General features: G+C 61.5%; 16 protein-coding genes. 2 read left to right on the top strand and 14 right to left on the bottom strand.

What is annotated here, in order from left to right; all coding sequences use genetic code 11:
• Positions 1 to 4: 4 nt before the first annotated feature.
• The 7 genes from gcvH to arcD (HX792_RS00390) all read right to left on the bottom strand — a co-directional run bounded on the left by gcvH (position 5) and on the right by arcD (HX792_RS00390) (position 7,771).
• Positions 5 to 388, bottom strand: coding sequence for a glycine cleavage system protein GcvH (gcvH, locus tag HX792_RS00420; RefSeq protein WP_176994290.1), 384 nt, complete (start codon positions 386 to 388; stop codon positions 5 to 7).
• A gap of 388 nt (positions 389 to 776) precedes the next feature.
• Positions 777 to 2,288 (bottom strand): sigma-54-dependent transcriptional regulator, encoded by a 1,512-nt coding sequence (locus tag HX792_RS00415; RefSeq protein ID WP_176994289.1) that lies wholly within the window; start codon positions 2,286 to 2,288, stop codon positions 777 to 779.
• A gap of 186 nt (positions 2,289 to 2,474) precedes the next feature.
• Positions 2,475 to 2,837, bottom strand: coding sequence for a DUF5064 family protein (locus HX792_RS00410; protein WP_176994288.1), 363 nt, complete (start codon positions 2,835 to 2,837; stop codon positions 2,475 to 2,477).
• An 18-nt stretch (positions 2,838 to 2,855) separates the two neighbouring features.
• Positions 2,856 to 3,785: a carbamate kinase gene (gene arcC, locus HX792_RS00405; RefSeq protein ID WP_176994287.1), complete on the bottom strand. Its 930-nt coding sequence runs from the start codon at positions 3,783 to 3,785 to the stop codon at positions 2,856 to 2,858.
• Between the two features lie 197 nt (positions 3,786 to 3,982).
• The gene (locus HX792_RS00400; protein ID WP_176994286.1) at positions 3,983 to 4,993 is read right to left on the bottom strand and encodes an ornithine carbamoyltransferase; all 1,011 of its coding nucleotides are present in this window, start codon (positions 4,991 to 4,993) and stop codon (positions 3,983 to 3,985) included.
• Between the two features lie 69 nt (positions 4,994 to 5,062).
• A complete protein-coding gene (arcA, locus tag HX792_RS00395; RefSeq protein ID WP_176994285.1) occupies positions 5,063 to 6,319 on the bottom strand; it encodes an arginine deiminase in 1,257 nt (418 codons plus the stop codon).
• Positions 6,320 to 6,343: 24 nt separating this feature from the next.
• Entirely contained in the window at positions 6,344 to 7,771 is a 1,428-nt protein-coding gene (gene arcD, locus HX792_RS00390; RefSeq protein ID WP_176994284.1) for an arginine-ornithine antiporter, read from the bottom strand.
• 448 nt (positions 7,772 to 8,219) lie between these two features.
• On the opposite strand from arcD (HX792_RS00390), the gene arcD (HX792_RS00385) reads away from it, so the two are divergent.
• Both arcD (HX792_RS00385) and HX792_RS00380 read left to right on the top strand, forming a co-directional pair.
• Positions 8,220 to 9,647 carry an arginine-ornithine antiporter gene (arcD, locus tag HX792_RS00385; RefSeq protein WP_176994283.1) on the top strand — a complete coding sequence of 476 codons (1,428 nt, stop codon included), beginning with the start codon at positions 8,220 to 8,222 and terminating at the stop codon, positions 9,645 to 9,647.
• Positions 9,644 to 10,507 (top strand): DNA-3-methyladenine glycosylase, encoded by an 864-nt coding sequence (locus HX792_RS00380; protein ID WP_176994282.1) that lies wholly within the window; start codon positions 9,644 to 9,646, stop codon positions 10,505 to 10,507. The genes arcD (HX792_RS00385) and HX792_RS00380 overlap by 4 nt, the downstream gene beginning before the upstream one ends.
• Positions 10,508 to 10,611: 104 nt before the next feature.
• Here the strand turns inward: HX792_RS00380 and HX792_RS00375 are convergent, their stop codons facing one another.
• From HX792_RS00375 to HX792_RS00345, 7 genes are all read right to left on the bottom strand, one after another.
• On the bottom strand, positions 10,612 to 11,961 hold the full coding sequence (locus tag HX792_RS00375; protein WP_176994281.1) for a CoA transferase: 1,350 nt from the start codon (positions 11,959 to 11,961) through the stop codon (positions 10,612 to 10,614).
• A 40-nt stretch (positions 11,962 to 12,001) separates the two neighbouring features.
• Positions 12,002 to 13,345 carry a HAMP domain-containing sensor histidine kinase gene (locus tag HX792_RS00370; RefSeq protein WP_176994280.1) on the bottom strand — a complete coding sequence of 448 codons (1,344 nt, stop codon included), beginning with the start codon at positions 13,343 to 13,345 and terminating at the stop codon, positions 12,002 to 12,004.
• A gap of 66 nt (positions 13,346 to 13,411) precedes the next feature.
• Complete coding sequence (locus HX792_RS00365; RefSeq protein ID WP_176994279.1) at positions 13,412 to 13,876, bottom strand: LTXXQ domain protein; 465 nt, start codon at positions 13,874 to 13,876, stop codon at positions 13,412 to 13,414.
• Between the two features lie 252 nt (positions 13,877 to 14,128).
• A complete protein-coding gene (locus HX792_RS00360) occupies positions 14,129 to 14,806 on the bottom strand; it encodes a response regulator transcription factor (RefSeq protein WP_176994278.1) in 678 nt (225 codons plus the stop codon).
• Positions 14,807 to 14,813: 7 nt separating this feature from the next.
• The gene (locus HX792_RS00355; RefSeq protein WP_176994277.1) at positions 14,814 to 15,221 is read right to left on the bottom strand and encodes a translation initiation factor 2; all 408 of its coding nucleotides are present in this window, start codon (positions 15,219 to 15,221) and stop codon (positions 14,814 to 14,816) included.
• Positions 15,222 to 15,327: 106 nt separating this feature from the next.
• Complete coding sequence (locus HX792_RS00350; RefSeq protein ID WP_176994276.1) at positions 15,328 to 15,627, bottom strand: YciI family protein; 300 nt, start codon at positions 15,625 to 15,627, stop codon at positions 15,328 to 15,330.
• Position 15,628: 1 nt separating this feature from the next.
• Positions 15,629 to 16,225 (bottom strand): septation protein A, encoded by a 597-nt coding sequence (locus HX792_RS00345; protein ID WP_176994275.1) that lies wholly within the window; start codon positions 16,223 to 16,225, stop codon positions 15,629 to 15,631.
• Positions 16,226 to 16,305: the final 80 nt, after the last annotated feature.

Raw genomic sequence — 16,305 nt, 5'->3', positions numbered from 1 at the left:
CTCCTCAGGCTTCAGCGTTGGCTTTGATCAGGCGGTCGTACGCGTCCTGATCCAACAGTTTAGCTACCGCCCCGGCATCGGCCGGTTTAAAGCGGAAGAACCAGCCTTCGCCCATCGGGTCTTCGTTGACCAGTTCCGGGCTGTCGCTGAGTGCGTCGTTCACTTGCAGCACTTCACCGGTCAGGGGCATGTACACGCCGCTGGCGGCCTTGACCGATTCCACGGTGGAGGCTTCGGCGCCTTTCTCGTAGGCCTGCAACTCCGGCAGTTGCACGAAAACCACATCACCCAGCGCGTTCTGCGCGAAAGCGGTGATACCCACGGTGACGCTGCCGTCAGCTTCGGCGCGCAGCCATTCGTGATCTTCAGTGAAACGCAACTCGCTCATGGAAACTCCTCGGGGCCAGATTCGTCTGGTGGACGGGATTGGAATAATGGGGAGTTGCTTAGCAAAATCGCGGCCAAGGTTATTAAGTCGTTACAAAACAATGGCTTATAGAAATCGGTTATAGCGTTATGCGGTTTGGCTGTAGCGATTTCGCTACACTCAGGCGCAAGAAAAAAAGCCTATGTGGATCAAAGCCTTGCATGGCGCGCAAAAAACAGGGTTGTAGCGATATCGTTACGCTGTAGCGCTTTCAGTACAGCCGATGTCGTTCTCAGACCAAAATCTGGAAGGCACGCCTGGCATTTGGAAGGCATGCCTGAAATTTGGAATGCATGACTGAAATTTGGAATGCACCCTTTGTAGGAGCGTGCATTTTGATCGTGCGTATTCAGGGTTTGCTGGCGGGAATGCCGTACTTGCGCAGGCGATGGGCAATTGCCGTGTGGGAGGTCTGCAAGCGGCTGGCCAGTTGGCGGGTGGAGGGGTAGCTGGTGTAGAGGGTTTCCAGTAGGTTGCGCTCGAAGTCTTCGACGGCTTGTTCCAGGCTGTCGATTTCGCCGTCGCTTTGGCGTGCCACCGAGGTGCCGGCGATGTCCAGGTCGCCGATGTCCACCAGGCTGCTTTCGCAAATGGCGGCGGCGCGGAAGATCACGTTCTGCAACTGACGCACGTTGCCCGGCCAACGGTTGCCCAGCAGTGCCGGGTACGTGCCGGGCGCGAGGCGGCACACCGGGCGCTGGATCTGCGCGCAGGCCTGCTGCATGAAGTAGCGCGCCAGCAACAGAATGTCCTGGCCGCGTGCGCGCAGGGGCGGCACTTCGACGTTGAGCACGTTGAGTCGGTAGAACAGGTCTTCGCGGAAGGTGCCTTCGCTGACCATCTTTTCCAGGTCGCGGTGGGTGGCGCTGAGGATGCGCACATTGACCTTCACTTCACGGTCGCCCCCCACACGGCGGAAGCTGCCGTCATTGAGAAAGCGCAGCAGCTTGGCCTGCAGGTACGGCGACATTTCGCCGATCTCATCAAGGAACACCGTGCCCTGGTTGGCCAGCTCCATCAGCCCCGGCTTGCCGCCCCGTTGCGCGCCGGTAAAGGCACCGGGCGCATAACCGAACAGTTCGCTTTCGGCGAGGTTCTCTGGCAGCGCCGCGCAGTTCAGCGCCAGGAACGGCGCACTGTGCCGCGCACTGATGGCGTGGCAGGCGCGGGCCACCAGCTCCTTGCCGGTGCCGGTTTCACCCTGGATCAACAGCGGCGCATCCAGCGCGGCCACCCGCTGCGCCCGCGCCTTGAGCGTACGGATCACCGGGGACTCGCCCAGCAGCGCGTCAAACCCTTCGGCATGGTCGTGGTGCAACGCTGACAGCTGTTCGCCGATGCGGTTGGGTTGATACAGGGTCAGCAGGGCGCCGGCGTCGGTGATCGGCGTGGCGTCCAGCAGCAGGGTCTGGCCGTTGACGCTGATCTCGCGCAGGGGCAGGCGAAAACCGTGTTCGAGCAAGGTGTCGAGCAGCGCCGGGTCGTTGAACAGGTCGCTGATACTTTCGCCGGCCGGTTCACGCCCGTACAGCGCGATCAGGGCCGGGTTGGCCAGCAGGATCTTGCCCGCGCTGTCCAGGGCCAGTACCGGGTCGGTCATGGCGGCCAGCAGGGCGTCGAGTTGCAGGTGACGGCGCTGGCCGGGAAGGATGTCCACCACGGTCACGGCCTGCACACCGTGCACGCTGAACAGCGCGTCACGCAGTTCTTCGAGTACGTCGGCGCTCAGGGTTGGCGCATCGATGTAGACGTTGGGCGGCACCATCTCCACCGCATCCAGGTTGAGATTGCGCCCACCGAGCAGGGCCAGGACTTCCTGGGTAATGCCGACGCGGTCGATGAAGCTGACGTGGATACGCATGGGGTGGCGTTTGGTTCTGGGAAGCGGGAGGTGGCCAGTATGCCTGACAGGCGATGCAGATCAAAAAATGTGGGAGCTGGCTTGCCTGCGATAGCGGACTGACAGTCACTATTTTCAGTGACTGATCCACCGCCATCGCAGGCAAGCCAGCTCCCACAGGGGATCGCCGGTGTCAGTGAAATCGGGTTACTCCAGGTGTTCGGGTTTGATCGGGTCGCCGGGTTTTACATCCAGCTGATGCCGCACATCTTCGAACATCAGGTCGTACTGCTTGTGCATCGCACCATTGAGCACGGCGATCTTCGGCATGCCGTACTTCTGCGCGATGTTCATGGCGTGCCGTGCAAAGTCGAACGCCTGGTCCTTGGGTAGGAAAAACTCTTCCTTGAGGTCTTTGCCCTGGACCGAGCCATGCAGTTTGAACAGCATCCCCTTGCCTTCCTTGGGGTCCTGGCTGACTTCATAGTCGATGCACAGGTTGTAGCTATAGTCCTGGGCGTTGAGCGCATGACGTTCGACGTGCAAGTGACCCGGTTCAAAGGTGGCCATAGGCGTTTCTCCTCTACTTCACAGGTAGGTGATGCCAGGTTTTGCCGTGCTGATGCGCGTGCCGGCGCTGCCCTGGACAATCGCTTCGATGTCCGAGAGTGAACCGATGACGGCGGTTTTTCCAGTCTGGCGGGCGAACTCGCAGGCGGCTTGCACCTTGGGCCCCATGGAGCCGGCGGCGAAGCCGAGTTTTTCCATTTCGTCCGGGTGGGCCTGGCCGATGGCTTTTTGAGTGGGCTTGCCGTAGTCGATAAAGGCCGCGTTGACGTCGGTGGCGATCACCAGCAAATCGGCCTTCAACTGCCCGGCCAGCAACGAGGAGCAGAGGTCTTTGTCGATCACCGCTTCAATGCCTTTGAGCTTGCCGTCCTCGCCGTACATCGTCGGGATACCGCCGCCACCGGCGCAGATCACGATGCTGCCTTTTTCCAGCAACCAGGTGATCGGGCGGATTTCAAAGATGCGTTTGGGCCGTGGGCTGGCGACCACGCGACGGTACTTGTCACCATCCGGCGCAATCGCCCAGCCTTTTTCAGCGGCGAGTTTTTCTGCTTCGGCCTTGGAATACACCGGGCCGATGGGCTTGGTCGGGTTCTTGAAGGCCGGGTCCTTGGCGTCGACTTCCACCTGGGTGAGCAGGGTGGCGAAGGGCACTTCGAAGTCCAGCAGGTTGCCCAGTTCCTGTTCGATGATGTAGCCGATCATGCCTTCGGTTTCGGCACCGAGCACGTCCAGCGGGTACGGCGAGACCTGGGTGTAGGCCGCCGCCTGCAACGACAACAGGCCGACTTGCGGGCCATTGCCGTGGGCGATCACCAGTTCGTTGCCGGGGTGGATCTTGGCGATCTGTTCGGTGGCGATCCGGATGTTGGCGCGTTGGTTGTCCGCCGTCATGGGTTCACCACGGCGGAGCAGGGCGTTACCGCCCAGGGCTACGACGATACGCATAGCGAATGTCCTTCTGAAAATTCTGATGAAGGAACACGGTCAATGTGGGAGCCGGGCTTTTTGTGGGAGCCGGGCTTGCCCGCGATGGCATCACCTCGGTCTACCTGAACGACCGAGTTGCCTGCATCGCAGGCAAGCCAGCTCCCACAAAAGCCAGATCTCACACCAGCCAGCTCCCACATTGACGGTGTCGTGCCTTAAAGGTCAGCCAGGGTCGACACCAAAATCGCCTTGATGGTGTGCATGCGGTTTTCCGCCTGCTCGAAGGCGATGCAAGCTGGCGACTCGAACACGTCGTCCGTCACTTCAATGCCGTTGGCCAGGTGCGGGTATTGCTCGGCAATCTGCTTGCCCACCTTGGTGTCGCTGTTGTGGAACGCTGGCAGGCAGTGCATGAACTTGGTGCGCGGGTTGCCGGTGGCTTTCATCAGCTCGGCGTTCACCTGGTACGGCAGCAGTTGCTCGATACGCTCGGCCCAGGCTTCCACCGGCTCGCCCATCGATACCCACACGTCGGTGTGGATGAAGTCCACACCCTTCACCGCGGCTTTCGGGTCTTCGGTGAGGGTAATGCGTGCGCCACTTTCTTCTGCGTATTTCTTGCAGCGACCCACCAGGTCATCGTGGGGCCACAGGGCTTTTGGCGCGCAGATGCGCACGTCCATGCCGAGCTTGGCGCCCACCAGCAACAGCGAGTTGCCCATGTTGTTGCGCGCGTCCCCGAGGTACGCGTAGCTGATCTCGTGGATCGGCTTGTCGGCGTGTTCGCGCATGGTCAGCACGTCGGCGATCATCTGGGTTGGGTGGTACTCATCGGTCAGGCCGTTGAACACCGGCACGCCGGCGAACTTGGCCAGCTCTTCGACGATCTCCTGCTTGAAGCCACGGTACTCGATGGCGTCGTACATGCGCCCGAGCACGCGGGCGGTGTCCTTCATGCTTTCCTTGTGACCGATCTGCGAGGAGTTCGGATCGATGTAGGTGACATTGGCGCCCTGGTCATAGGCCGCCACTTCGAAGGCGCATCGGGTGCGAGTGGAGGTTTTTTCGAAGATCAGCGCGATGTTGTTGCCCTTGAGGTGTTGCTGTTCGGTGCCGGTGTACTTGGCGCGCTTGAGGTCGCGGGACAGGTCCAGCAGGTAGCGCAGCTCGCGTGGGGTGTGGTGTTCCAGGCTGAGCAGGTTACGGTTGTGAATGTTGAACGCCATGATGATTCTCCTTGAGTTCGGTAATCGGCCCGGTCGGCCTCGGGTGGAGGCCGCCGGGTGGATGGTCGCTTAGTAGTCGATTGGGTCGCGGATGATCGGGCAGGTCATGCAGTGGCCGCCGCCACGGCCACGGCCCAGTTCACCGGCGCTGATGGTGATGACTTCCACCCCGGCCTTGCGCAGCAGGGTGTTGGTGTAGGTGTTGCGGTCGTAGCCGATGACCACGCCTGGCTCCACGGCCACCACGTTGTTGCCGTCGTCCCACTGCTCGCGTTCGGCGGCGAAGCTGTTGCCACCGGTTTCCACTACGCGCAGGGCCTTGAGGCCGAGGGCGGCGGCCACGGTGTCGAGGAAGTTGGTTTTCTCCCGTTGGATATCGATGCCGTGGGGCTTGCTCTCGTCAGGGCGCAGGGTGAACGGGACGATCTGGCTGACCACTTCGGGGAAGACGGTGACCAGGTCGCGGTCGCAGAAGCTGAACACGGTGTCCAGGTGCATCGCCGCACGGGATTTCGGCAGGCCGGCCACGATGACTTTTTCCACCGCCTTGTTCTTGAACAGGTTGCGCGCCAGTTGGCCGATCGCCTGGTGAGACGAACGCTCGCCCATGCCGATCAGGACCACGCCGTTGCCAATCGGCATCACGTCGCCGCCTTCGAGGGTCGAGGCGCCGTGTTCCTGGTCGGGGTCGCCGTACCAGATCTGGAAGTCGGCGTTGGTGAACTCGGGGTGGAATTTGTAGATGGCGGTGGTCAGCAGGGTTTCTTGGCGTCGCGCCGGCCAGTACATCGGGTTGAGTGTCACGCCGCCGTAGATCCAGCAGGTGGTGTCACGGGTGAACTGGGTGTTGGGCAGCGGTGGCAGGATGAAGCTCGAGTGACCGAGGAAATCGCGGAACATCTCGATGGCCTTGCCGCCGAAGGTGCTCGGCAGGTCATCGGCCGACACGCCACCGATCAAATACTCGGCGGTCTTGCGCGGTTCCAGGCTGCGCAGCCAGGAGCCGACCTCATTGACCAGGCCCAGGCCAACGGTGTTGGCGGTGATCTTGCGCTCCAGGATCCAGTCCAGCGCTTCGGGGATGGCGACGATGTCGGTGAGCAGGTTGTGCATTTCCAGCACATCAATATCCCGCTCGCGCATCTTGGTCACGAAGTCGAAGTGGTCGCGCTTGGCCTGGGCCACCCACAGCACGTCATCGAACAGCAGTTCATCGCAGTTGTTGGGGGTCAGCCGCTGGTGGGCCAAACCTGGGGAGCACACCATGACTTTGCGCAGTTTGCCGGCTTCGGAATGTACGCCGTACTTCACTTTTTCCGTGGTCATTACAGATCCTCCAGTTATCAACAATTACAGCGTCAGGAAGCCGTCGTAGAGCCCATAGGCCGCCACCAGGGCGCCAATGACCACTGCGGCGAAAATCAGCTTCTCGACGTTGGTGAAAATCGGTTTGCCCAGTTCACGCTTGGCCTTGGCGAACAGGATCGCGCCGGGGGCGTAGAGCAGGGCAGAGAGCAGCAGGTATTTGGTGCCGCCGGCGTAGAGCAGCCAGATCGCGTACACCAGGGCGATGGCGCCGATGAACAGGTCTTTCTTGCGCTCGGCCAGGGCGGTTTCGTAGGTCTCGCCGCGCACCGCCAGCAGCAGCGCGTAGGCCGCCGACCACAGGTAAGGCACCAGGATCATTGAGGTGGCGAGGTAGATCAGCGACAGGTAGGTGCTGGCCGAAAACAGCGTGATCACCAGGAACAGCTGCACCATGGCGTTGGTCAGCCACAGGGCATTGACCGGTACGTGGTTGGCGTTCTCCTTGCGCAAGAACTCCGGCATGGTGTGGTCCTTGGCGGCGGCGAACATGATCTCCGCACACAGCAGCACCCACGACAGCAGCGCCCCCAGCAGCGAGATGATCAAGCCAACGCTGATCAGCACCGCGCCCCAGTGGCCCACCACGTGCTCCAGCACGGCGGCCATCGACGGGTTCTGCAGCTTGGCCAGTTCCGGTTGGGTCATGATGCCCAGGGACAGCACGTTCACCAGCATCAGGAACAGCAGCACGGTGATAAAGCCGATCACGGTGGCCTTGCCCACGTCGGAGCGTTTTTCCGCACGGGACGAGAAGATGCTCGCGCCTTCGATGCCGATGAACACCCACACGGTGACCAGCATCATGTTGCGCACCTGGTTCATCACGCTGCCCAGGTCCGGGTTTTTCACGCCCCAGATGTCAGCGGTGAAGATGTCCAGCTTGAACGCGAACAGGGCGATCAACACGAACAGCACCAGCGGCACCACCTTGGCGACGGTGGTCACCAGGTTGATGAACGCCGCTTCCTTGATCCCGCGCAGCACCAGAAAGTGCACGGCCCACAACAGCACCGACGCGCCGATCACGGCCGCTGGCGTGTTGCCTTCGCCGAAGATAGGGAAGAAGTAACCGAGGGTGCTGAACAGCAACACGAAGTAACCGACATTGCCCAGCCAGGCACTGATCCAGTAACCCCAGGCGGACGAGAAACCCATGTAGTCGCCGAAGCCGGCCTTGGCGTAGGCGTAGACGCCGCCGTCGAGGTCAGGTTTGCGGTTGGCGAGGGTCTGGAACACAAAGGCGAGGGTCAGCATGCCGATGGCGGTGATGACCCAGCCGATCAATACCGCGCCGACATCGGCGCTGGCGGCCATGTTCTGTGGCAGTGAGAAGATCCCCCCGCCGATCATCGAGCCCACGACAAGTGCAACCAGTGCACCAAGCTTTAGTTTTCCGGGAGTTTCAGACATTGCATAACTCCAATGCAGGAGAAGAGAGACCACAGAATAATTCCGTGCGCTATTCAAACAGCTGACTCAGATCACTTCATTGGCACATTCCATTGTGAATTAATGACTTAGGGTGAGAATTCGTAGGCGATAAAAGTCCTCGGGAAGGCGCGTTCCAGAGCCTTGCGCCCGTTGTGGTTAATCATTTAGTCAGGGGTATGGACGTTTGAAGCTAGTCTGTTTTCCTGAATGTGCAAACTTTTCTCATTGACAGTGTGGCATAGCTCGCGCGTGGAGAAGTTCAAGCGGTATTTAAATTCTAAATAAGCCTAAACTCGATAAACTGACATGCCATTACGTTATGAGCGTGCCTGTTTTATCGCGGTCTCTAATAAACGCTACACTCGCTGAGTTAATTAGTTGAGTGCACAGTTGTCAGCTCAAACAATTATTTTATTCAGGAGTCTTCATGTCCCAACCGGCCCAGAAACTTCGACTTGGCGCCCTGATTGCACTGGTGGTGGGCTCGATGATTGGTGGCGGGATTTTCTCGTTGCCGCAGAACATGGCCGCCCGCGCCGAGGTCGGTGCCGTGTTGATCGGCTGGGCGATCACCGCTGTCGGCATGCTGACCCTGGCTTTCGTGTTCCAGACCCTGGCCAATCGCAAACCCGAGTTGGACTCCGGTGTGTATGCCTACGCCAAGGCTGGTTTTGGCGACTACATGGGGTTTTCATCCGCCTGGGGGTATTGGATCAGTGCGTGGATGGGCAACGTCGGTTACTTCGTGTTGCTATTTAGTACCCTCGGCTATTTTTTTCCGGTGTTCGGCCAGGGCAATACGCCCATCGCCATCGCGTGTGCGTCGTTGTTGCTATGGGCTGTACATTTTCTGGTGATGCGCGGGATCAAGGAGGCGGCGTTCATCAACCAGGTGACCACCGTCGCGAAGATCGTGCCGCTGTTGATGTTCATCGTGATTGCCGCCGTGGCGTTCAAGGCCGATATCTTCACCCGCGATATCTGGGGCCTGGGCAACCCGAGCATGGGCAGCGTGGTGGACCAGGTGCGCCACATGATGCTGGTCACCGTGTTTGTGTTTATTGGCATTGAGGGCGCCAGCGTGTATTCGGCCCGCGCCGAAAAGCGTTCGGACGTGGGGCGCGCGACGGTGATCGGGTTTCTCGGTGTGCTTGCGCTATTGGTGCTGGTGAATGTGTTGTCCCTGGGGATCATGAGCCAGCCGGAACTGGCGCAATTGCAAAACCCGTCGTTGGCCGGTGTGCTGGAGCATATCGTCGGCCCTTGGGGCGCGATGGCGATCAGCATTGGCCTGGCGGTTTCGTTGCTCGGCGCTTTGCTCTCGTGGGCGCTGCTCTGTGCGGAAATCCTCTACGCCACCGCCCATGACAAGACCATGCCGGCGTTCTTGAAGAAGGAAAATGCCAACCAGGTGCCGGTCAATGCCTTGTGGCTGACCAATGTGATGATCCAGCTGTTCCTGGTGATTACGCTGTTTTCCCAAAGCACCTACACCACGCTGATCTACCTGGCGTCCTCGATGATTCTGGTGCCGTACCTGTGGTCGGCGGCCTATGCGGTGCTGTTGAGCGGGCGCGGTGAAACCTATGAAGGTGCTCAGCGGCGCCGCATGAAGGATTTGCTCGTCGGTCTGATCGCCCTCGGCTACGCGGTGTGGCTGTTGTATGCCGGCGGCTTGAAATACTTGCTGCTGTCGGCGCTGCTGTACGCGCCGGGCGTGATCCTGTTTGCACTGGCCAAGCGTGAACAGGGCCAGCCCTTGTTCACGGCCATGGAAAAAGGCATTTTCAGCTGCGTGATCGCTGGCGCGGGGCTGGCGGCGTATGGGTTGTACAGCGGGGTGCTGTCGTTGTGAGATTGGCGTATCAACCGCCCTACGATTGGGCGGCGATGGTGGGATTTTTGTCGGTGCGGGCGATCAGCGGGCTGGAGTCTGTCGAGGCCGGTGTGTACCGGCGCAGTATTTGCGTCGGCGGCGCGCAGGGCTGGATTGCGGTTGCACAGGGGGCGGGCGATTGGCTGGAGGTGACGGTCGACGTTGCGCAACAGACGGTCTTGCCCGAAATCGAGCGGCGGTTGCGCAGGATGTTCGACCTGGACGCCCAGCCGCAACTGATCAACCCGCAATTGGCGAAGGACCCGCTGATGGCGCAATTGGCTGCCGAACGTCCCGGCTTGCGGGTGCCGGGCACCTGGGATGGCCTGGAGTTGGCGATCCGCGCGGTGCTGGGTCAGCAGATCACAGTGGTCGCGGCGATTCGGTTGGCGGGTAAATTGGTGGCGCAATATGGTGCGCCACTGGAAACACCCCATGCAGGTATCACCCATATTTTCCCATCGGCTGAGGTACTGGCAGCGGCCGACTTGGCCACGTTGGGCATGCCCAAGGCCCGTGGGCGCACCTTGTCCGGTGTGGCCCAGGCGCTGTTGGACGACCCTGAACTGTTTGAACCCAAGGCCAGCCTCAAGGAAAGCGTGGCGCGCTTGGTCGCGTTGCCCGGGATTGGCGATTGGACCGCGCAGTACATCGCCATGCGCCAGATGCGCGAGGCCGATGCGTTTGCGTCGGGGGATATTGGTTTGATCAATGCGCTGGCGGCGCTGGAGGGCGGGCCGGTGTCGGCGCGGCAGTTATTGGCGCGTGCCGAGGCGTGGCGGCCGCTTCGGGCGTATGCGGCGCAGCATTTGTGGACGTCGTTGAGTCGGGGGGATTGAGGGTGGCAGATAGGGCCCCATCGCAGGCAAGCCAGCTCCCACATTTGAATGTGTTCACAAATCAAAATGTGGGAGCTGGCTTGCCTGCGATAAAGGCCTTCAGGTCACCACTGCGCCCGATGCGAGCCCAATTCCCCCGCTGCCAAATCCCACTGCAACGGCGTGCCACTAATGGTCAACGGCGCCAATAACCGGTGTGCGGGGCCCCAACTGGTTTGCTCCACCACCAACCCCTGATCACCCGCCTCCTCGGCCCGCAACGCCGGCTGCTCCGGCACCTGCCCAGCCTCCACCAACAACGTCGCCGTGCGCGCCAACGACAACCGTGCCGAACCGCCACGGCCCGACTTCAACCGCTCGCTCAACGCCTGAATCGCAGCGGCCGCCATCAGATAGCCGGTGGCGTGATCCAGCGCCTGCAACGGCAAAGGCACCGGTTTGTCCGCCTGTTTCCAGGCCATGCCCGCGTCGGCGATCCCGCTGCTCATCTGCACTAGGCTGTCGAAGCCACGACGGTTGCGCCATGGGCCGCTCCAGCCGTAGGCGTTGAGGCTCACGTCGATCAGGCCGGGCGCAATCTGTTGCAACGCGTTGGCGGTGTAGCCCAGTTGCTCCAGCGCATCGGCGCGGTAACCGTGGAACAGGATGTCGGTCTCTTTGAGCAAGTTTTCAAAGACCTGCCGGCCTTCGGCGCTCTTGAGGTCCAGGCGGGCGCAGCGTTTGCCCAAGGTCATTTCCGGCACTACGCCGGGTTCGTTCCAGGAAGGTGAATCAATGCGCAGCACATCGGCGCCCAAGCCGGCGAGGAAGCGACTGGCCACCGGGCCGGCCAGGACGCGAGTCAGGTCCAACACCTTGAGGCCGGCCAAGGGGCGCGCCACGCTGCCGAGCCAGGGTTTGTCGGTGGTGGTTTCATAGGTGTGGCGCTGCACCAGCGCTTCGGCATTTACTGCCAGCCCTTGCGGGTGGGCCTGCCAGGCTTGCCAGGAGCGCATCTGCGCGGCGCAACCGCCTGCATCGACAATCGCCTGTTCCAGTTCGGCAGCGTTCCACGGGGCAACCTTGCTCGCCATTTCGGCACGGTCGGCGACGTTGCCCAGCACGCGCTCGGCGGCGGCTCGATGGTGGGGCGCGTTGGTGTGCAAACGAATCCAACCGTCGGCACAGGCGTAGTCGCCGGCCACCGGGTCCCACAGGGGCGGCACTTGCCAGCCGACCGGGCGAATGGAGGAAGAAAACCAGAAGGACGCCAGGCGGCGGTCCACGGTGACACCCGGCAAGCGCCCGGTCTGTTGCTCGATCAACTGGGCAACGGCCTGGCCGGCGGCGCCGATACTGGCGCTGGCCAGGTCGGTCACGGCGAAGGTCGAGGGCAGGGCGCCCGCTTCGGTAAAGGTCAGCGGTGTAGGGGGTAGAGCGAGTGCGGCTTGGATGGGTGTCAGCAGGTCAGTCATCAAAGGCCCTCCGTAAGAGAAGGGCCACTATAGAAGATCCTCAGGGCGGTGTGGCAACCCCCGGTTCCAACGGCAGGTCGATGCTGGCAATGAAACCACCCTGCGGATGGTTGGCCAGGATCAGGCTGCCGCCATGGCGTTCCGCTGCGCGGCGCGCAATCGCCAGGCCCAGCCCGTGGCCTTGGGAGGCCTGGCCGGGGGCGCGAAAAAACGGCTCGCCCAATTGGCTGAGGTGTTCATCCTCCACACCGGGGCCGTGGTCACGCACGCTGATCAGAATGCGTTCGCCCAGGTGCTGGGCGCTCAATTCGATGGGCTGGCCTTGCGGGTTGAAGCGCTGGGCGTTGCGCAGCAGGTTGTCCACGGCGCGCTCGATCATGGTCGGCCAGCCTTTGAGGTTCAGGTCGGTTTCGGCGCTCAGTTGCACCTCCTGGTCGGGGGCGCCCAGTTGCGCGTCCTTTTGCAGGGCCTTGAGCAAGGGGATGAGATCGACTTCTTCGGCACCGGCGTTGTCGGCATCGACGCGGGCCAGTACCAGAATTTCGCTGATCAACGCTTCCAGGCGGTCGCATTCACGGGTCAGGCGGGGCCAGAGTTTTTCCCGTTCTTCGGGGCTGGCGCGTTCGGCCAGGGCCAGGGCGATGCGCAGGCGGGCCAGGGGCGAGCGCAGTTCGTGGGACACGTCCCGCAGCAATTGGCGCTGGCTACCGATCAGGCTTTGCAGGCGTGCGCCCATGCGGTTGAAGTCGGTGGCCAATACGCCGAATTCATCGCGTCGGTTGGCCAGGCGTGCCAGGCTGTTTTGCTGGTAGGTGGTCTGGCCGAGGTCATGCACGGCGCCGCGCAGGCGGCTGAGCGGGCGGGTGATGGACAGCGTCACCAGCAGGCTGAACAGGGTCAGCACCACCAGAGCAATCGCCAGCGCGCTCAAGGGCCAGGCCAGGCTGCTGCGGTGCCAGGCATCCAGTTCCGGGTGGGGAATGCGGTAGATCAGCAGGTAGGTGTCGCCGGTTTTTTCACTGGTGTATTCGGCGGTCAGGCGACGCCACGGCAGGTGGCCGTCCTGACTGTCGTTTTGCCGGGCTTCGAAGGCGGCGGCACGGCGCGGGAAGGTGCCACGCACCACCGGGTCGCCGCTTTCGTTCAGCACTTGTACGTCGATGTGGTATTGGCGTTTGCGCTGTTGCAGCAATTCCTGGGCGGCATCTTCGCCCTGGGTTTCATAGAGCTGCGTCCACTCCTGCGCCAGAGTATTGAGGCCGGGATGACGGCTGAGAATCCAGGCGTCCTGGTTGAGCATGTGCCCAAGCAGAATCGACAACCCGGCAACCAGGGCGATGGCCAGCCAGAAGCTGGCCAGGATACGCCAGAACAATGAACGCACAGGAAACCCTCAAACAGGAAAAGCCCAGTGGCGGTGACCACTGGGCTGGAGCGTGACGCTAAGCCATTATTGCGCTTTTTGCGGTTGTTGCGCTTTCCAGGCCTGGAATTCCTTCCACTCGGCACGGCGCTCGGCTTGCTTCTTGACGATTTCGTCGAACTTCTTCTGCTGATCAGGCTTGAGCACGGCGCGGATGTCGGCCTGGGTTTTCTGCTTGCCGGCTGCGATCTCGTCCTGCATGGCTTTCTGGTCAGCGGCCGGGAGTTTGTCCAGGTACTTTTTGACCAGGTCTTTGCGAGCGTGCCATTGGTCGCCCATCAGCTTGCCGATTTGCTGGCGCTGTTCCTTGGTCAGGTCCAGCTGGCTGAAGGGGCCGCCTTTGCCGCGCGGACCGTGTTCACCGCCGTGGCCCGGGCCACCCATCATGTGGCCTTCGGGGCCGCCCATCGGGCCTGGGCCGTCAGGCAGTGCCGCCATGGCAACGGTGGGCAGGGCAGCGGCGAACATCAAAGCGATAAGGGTCTTGCGCATGGTGATTCTCCTGTCTCTATTCCGGTGAGTCCGGATGTGAGTAGATTAAGGAGATAGAGGTCAGCGGCGGTCAGGTGTGGGTAAAGCTTGGGTAAAGAGGGTTTTGGTGCGAACTGACAAAACTATTAAGAGCGCTGGGTATATTCCTTGTGGGAGCTGGCTTGCCTGCGATACAGACGACTCGGTCTCACAGACGGACCGAGTTGAGCCCATCGCAGGCAAGCCAGCTCCCACAGAGGATCAGTTCAGCGCTTATAGGCTGTAGTAGTAGCCCCGACTACGCAACGCCACGATGCGTGGGCGGCCATCCGGGTGCGGGCCGATCTTCTTGCGCAGGTTGCTCACGTGCATGTCCAGGCTGCGATCGTAAAGGGTCAGCTTGCGGCCCAGGGCGATCTGCGCCAGTTCCTGCTTGTCCAGCGGCTCGCCCGGCTGGCGCAGCAAAGCTTCCAGCAGGCGGCTTTCGGAAACGGTGAGGGGAAATTCCTGTTCGTCGATAGTGACCACGCCACGCACCGGGCTGAAGCACAGGTCGCCCAGTTCCAGCTGGGTGGACACGGCGGCCGGGTGGCTGCGGCGCAACACGGCGCGCAGGCGGGCGGTCAGTTCGCGCGGGTCGCAGGGCTTGGCCAGGTAGTCGTCGGCACCCAGTTCCAGGCCGAGGATGCGGTCCAGGGGTTCGCCCCGGGCCGAGAGCATCAGCACCGGCAACTCCGGGTGGTCGTTGCGCAACTGCTTGAGCAGCTCAAGGCCGCTGCCGTCGGGCAGCATCACGTCGAGCACCACCGCGGCCGGCGCGCTGTCGGCCAGGGCTTTGCGCGCACTCAAGCCGTCGTGGCAGGCTCGCACCTGGAAACCTTCCTGGCTCAACCAGCTGGTCAGCAGCTCGCAGAGCTCCTGGTCATCATCTATCAGTAACAGCTCGCTCATGACTCACTCAATTTAGCCATTGTCGACGGCGACGGTGCCCACCGCTGGCGAAGATCCCGCACAGCAAGGCGATCAGTGCGACGGCCCCACCGGTGACAAACCACTGTTGTTGCTCGGTCAGCCAGCGGGTCAAGGCGCCGCCCTGTGCTTCTTTGAGTTGCTGGACCAGGCGTTGGTTCTCCTGGCGCAAGCGACTCAGTTGGGCGCTTTCGCGAGCAGCGTCTGCGTTTTGCAATTGTTTGCTCAGTTCTTCGCGCAGCCGCTCGCTTTCTTTCAAACGTTGCTGCAAATCGGTGATCTGGCTGCCGGCACTCAAGGACAGGGGCGTGGAACTGCCGGTGTTCGAGGTTTCTTCAGCGTGGGCCGTGGCCCCGATCATTAACACTGCCAACAGACACAACTGACTTAAGCGCATCGGAACTCCTGATTCCACACGAATATTCAGAACGTTGTCGGCAGGTTACCGAGAATGATGAGCCATCAGGCGTTTGCCGAACCGAATAGGTTCGGCGCCGCCGTTATCAAGGCAGGACTTGCTTGAACGGCTTGATCACGACGTCGGCGTAAACGCCTGCCGCGACATACGGATCGGCCTTGGCCCAGGCCTGAGCATCGGCCAGGGAGGCGAATTGGGCAACCACTAGGCTGCCGGTAAAACCTGCTGCACCCGGGTCATTGCTGTCGACCGCCGGGTGTGGGCCCGCCAGTACGAGGCGGCCTTCGGCCTGCAATACGTTCAGGCGCTCCAGGTGGGCCGGGCGAACGCTCAGGCGTTTTTCCAGCGAGTTGGCAACGTCGGTGGCAATGATGGCGTAGAGCATGTCAGTCCTCGGTTTTTGGCGTGGTAGGGTCGGTGTCATGTAGGTGGCGCGACAGGTAGATACCCTGGCCGATCAGGAACAATACGGTCATGCCCAGGCTGCCGAACACCTTGAAGTCGACCCAGTAGCTCTGGAAGGTGAACGCCACGAACAGGTTGGCAGCGCCGCAGAACAGGAAAAACACGATCCAGGCCACGTTCAGGCGTGTCCAGACCGGCTCCGGCAGGGTCAGTGCGTGGCCCATGATCCGCTTGATCAGCAGGCGGTCACCGATGAAATGGCTGCCGATGAAGGCCAGGGCGAACAGCCAGTTCACCACCGGGGCTTTCCACTTGAGGAAGGTTTCGCTGTGGAAGGCCAGGGTCAGGCTGCCGAAGACCAGGCAGGCGACCAGGGTCAGCCATTGGCTTTTTTCCAGCTTGCGCTGGGAGATGAAGAGGGCGCCGTAGACCACGACAGAGCTGATGATCAGCACGGCGGTGGCGCTGTAGATGCCTCCGACGGTCAGCTCATGGCCGGCGAGATCGATGACCCGGGGGTCGAGTTTATAAACGATGAAAAACAACAACAGCGGGATGAAGTCGATGAATTGTTTCACAGTAAGAGCCAGAAGCTGGATGTGGCGGCATAATAACAAACATCCTTGGTAGCGAAAGCGCCAGCTGACTTGAGGTTACA

This window comes from Pseudomonas sp. B6002, assembly GCF_013385985.1.
GTDB lineage: Bacteria > Pseudomonadota > Gammaproteobacteria > Pseudomonadales > Pseudomonadaceae > Aquipseudomonas.
This window is presented reverse-complemented; position numbering and strand designations above follow the sequence as displayed.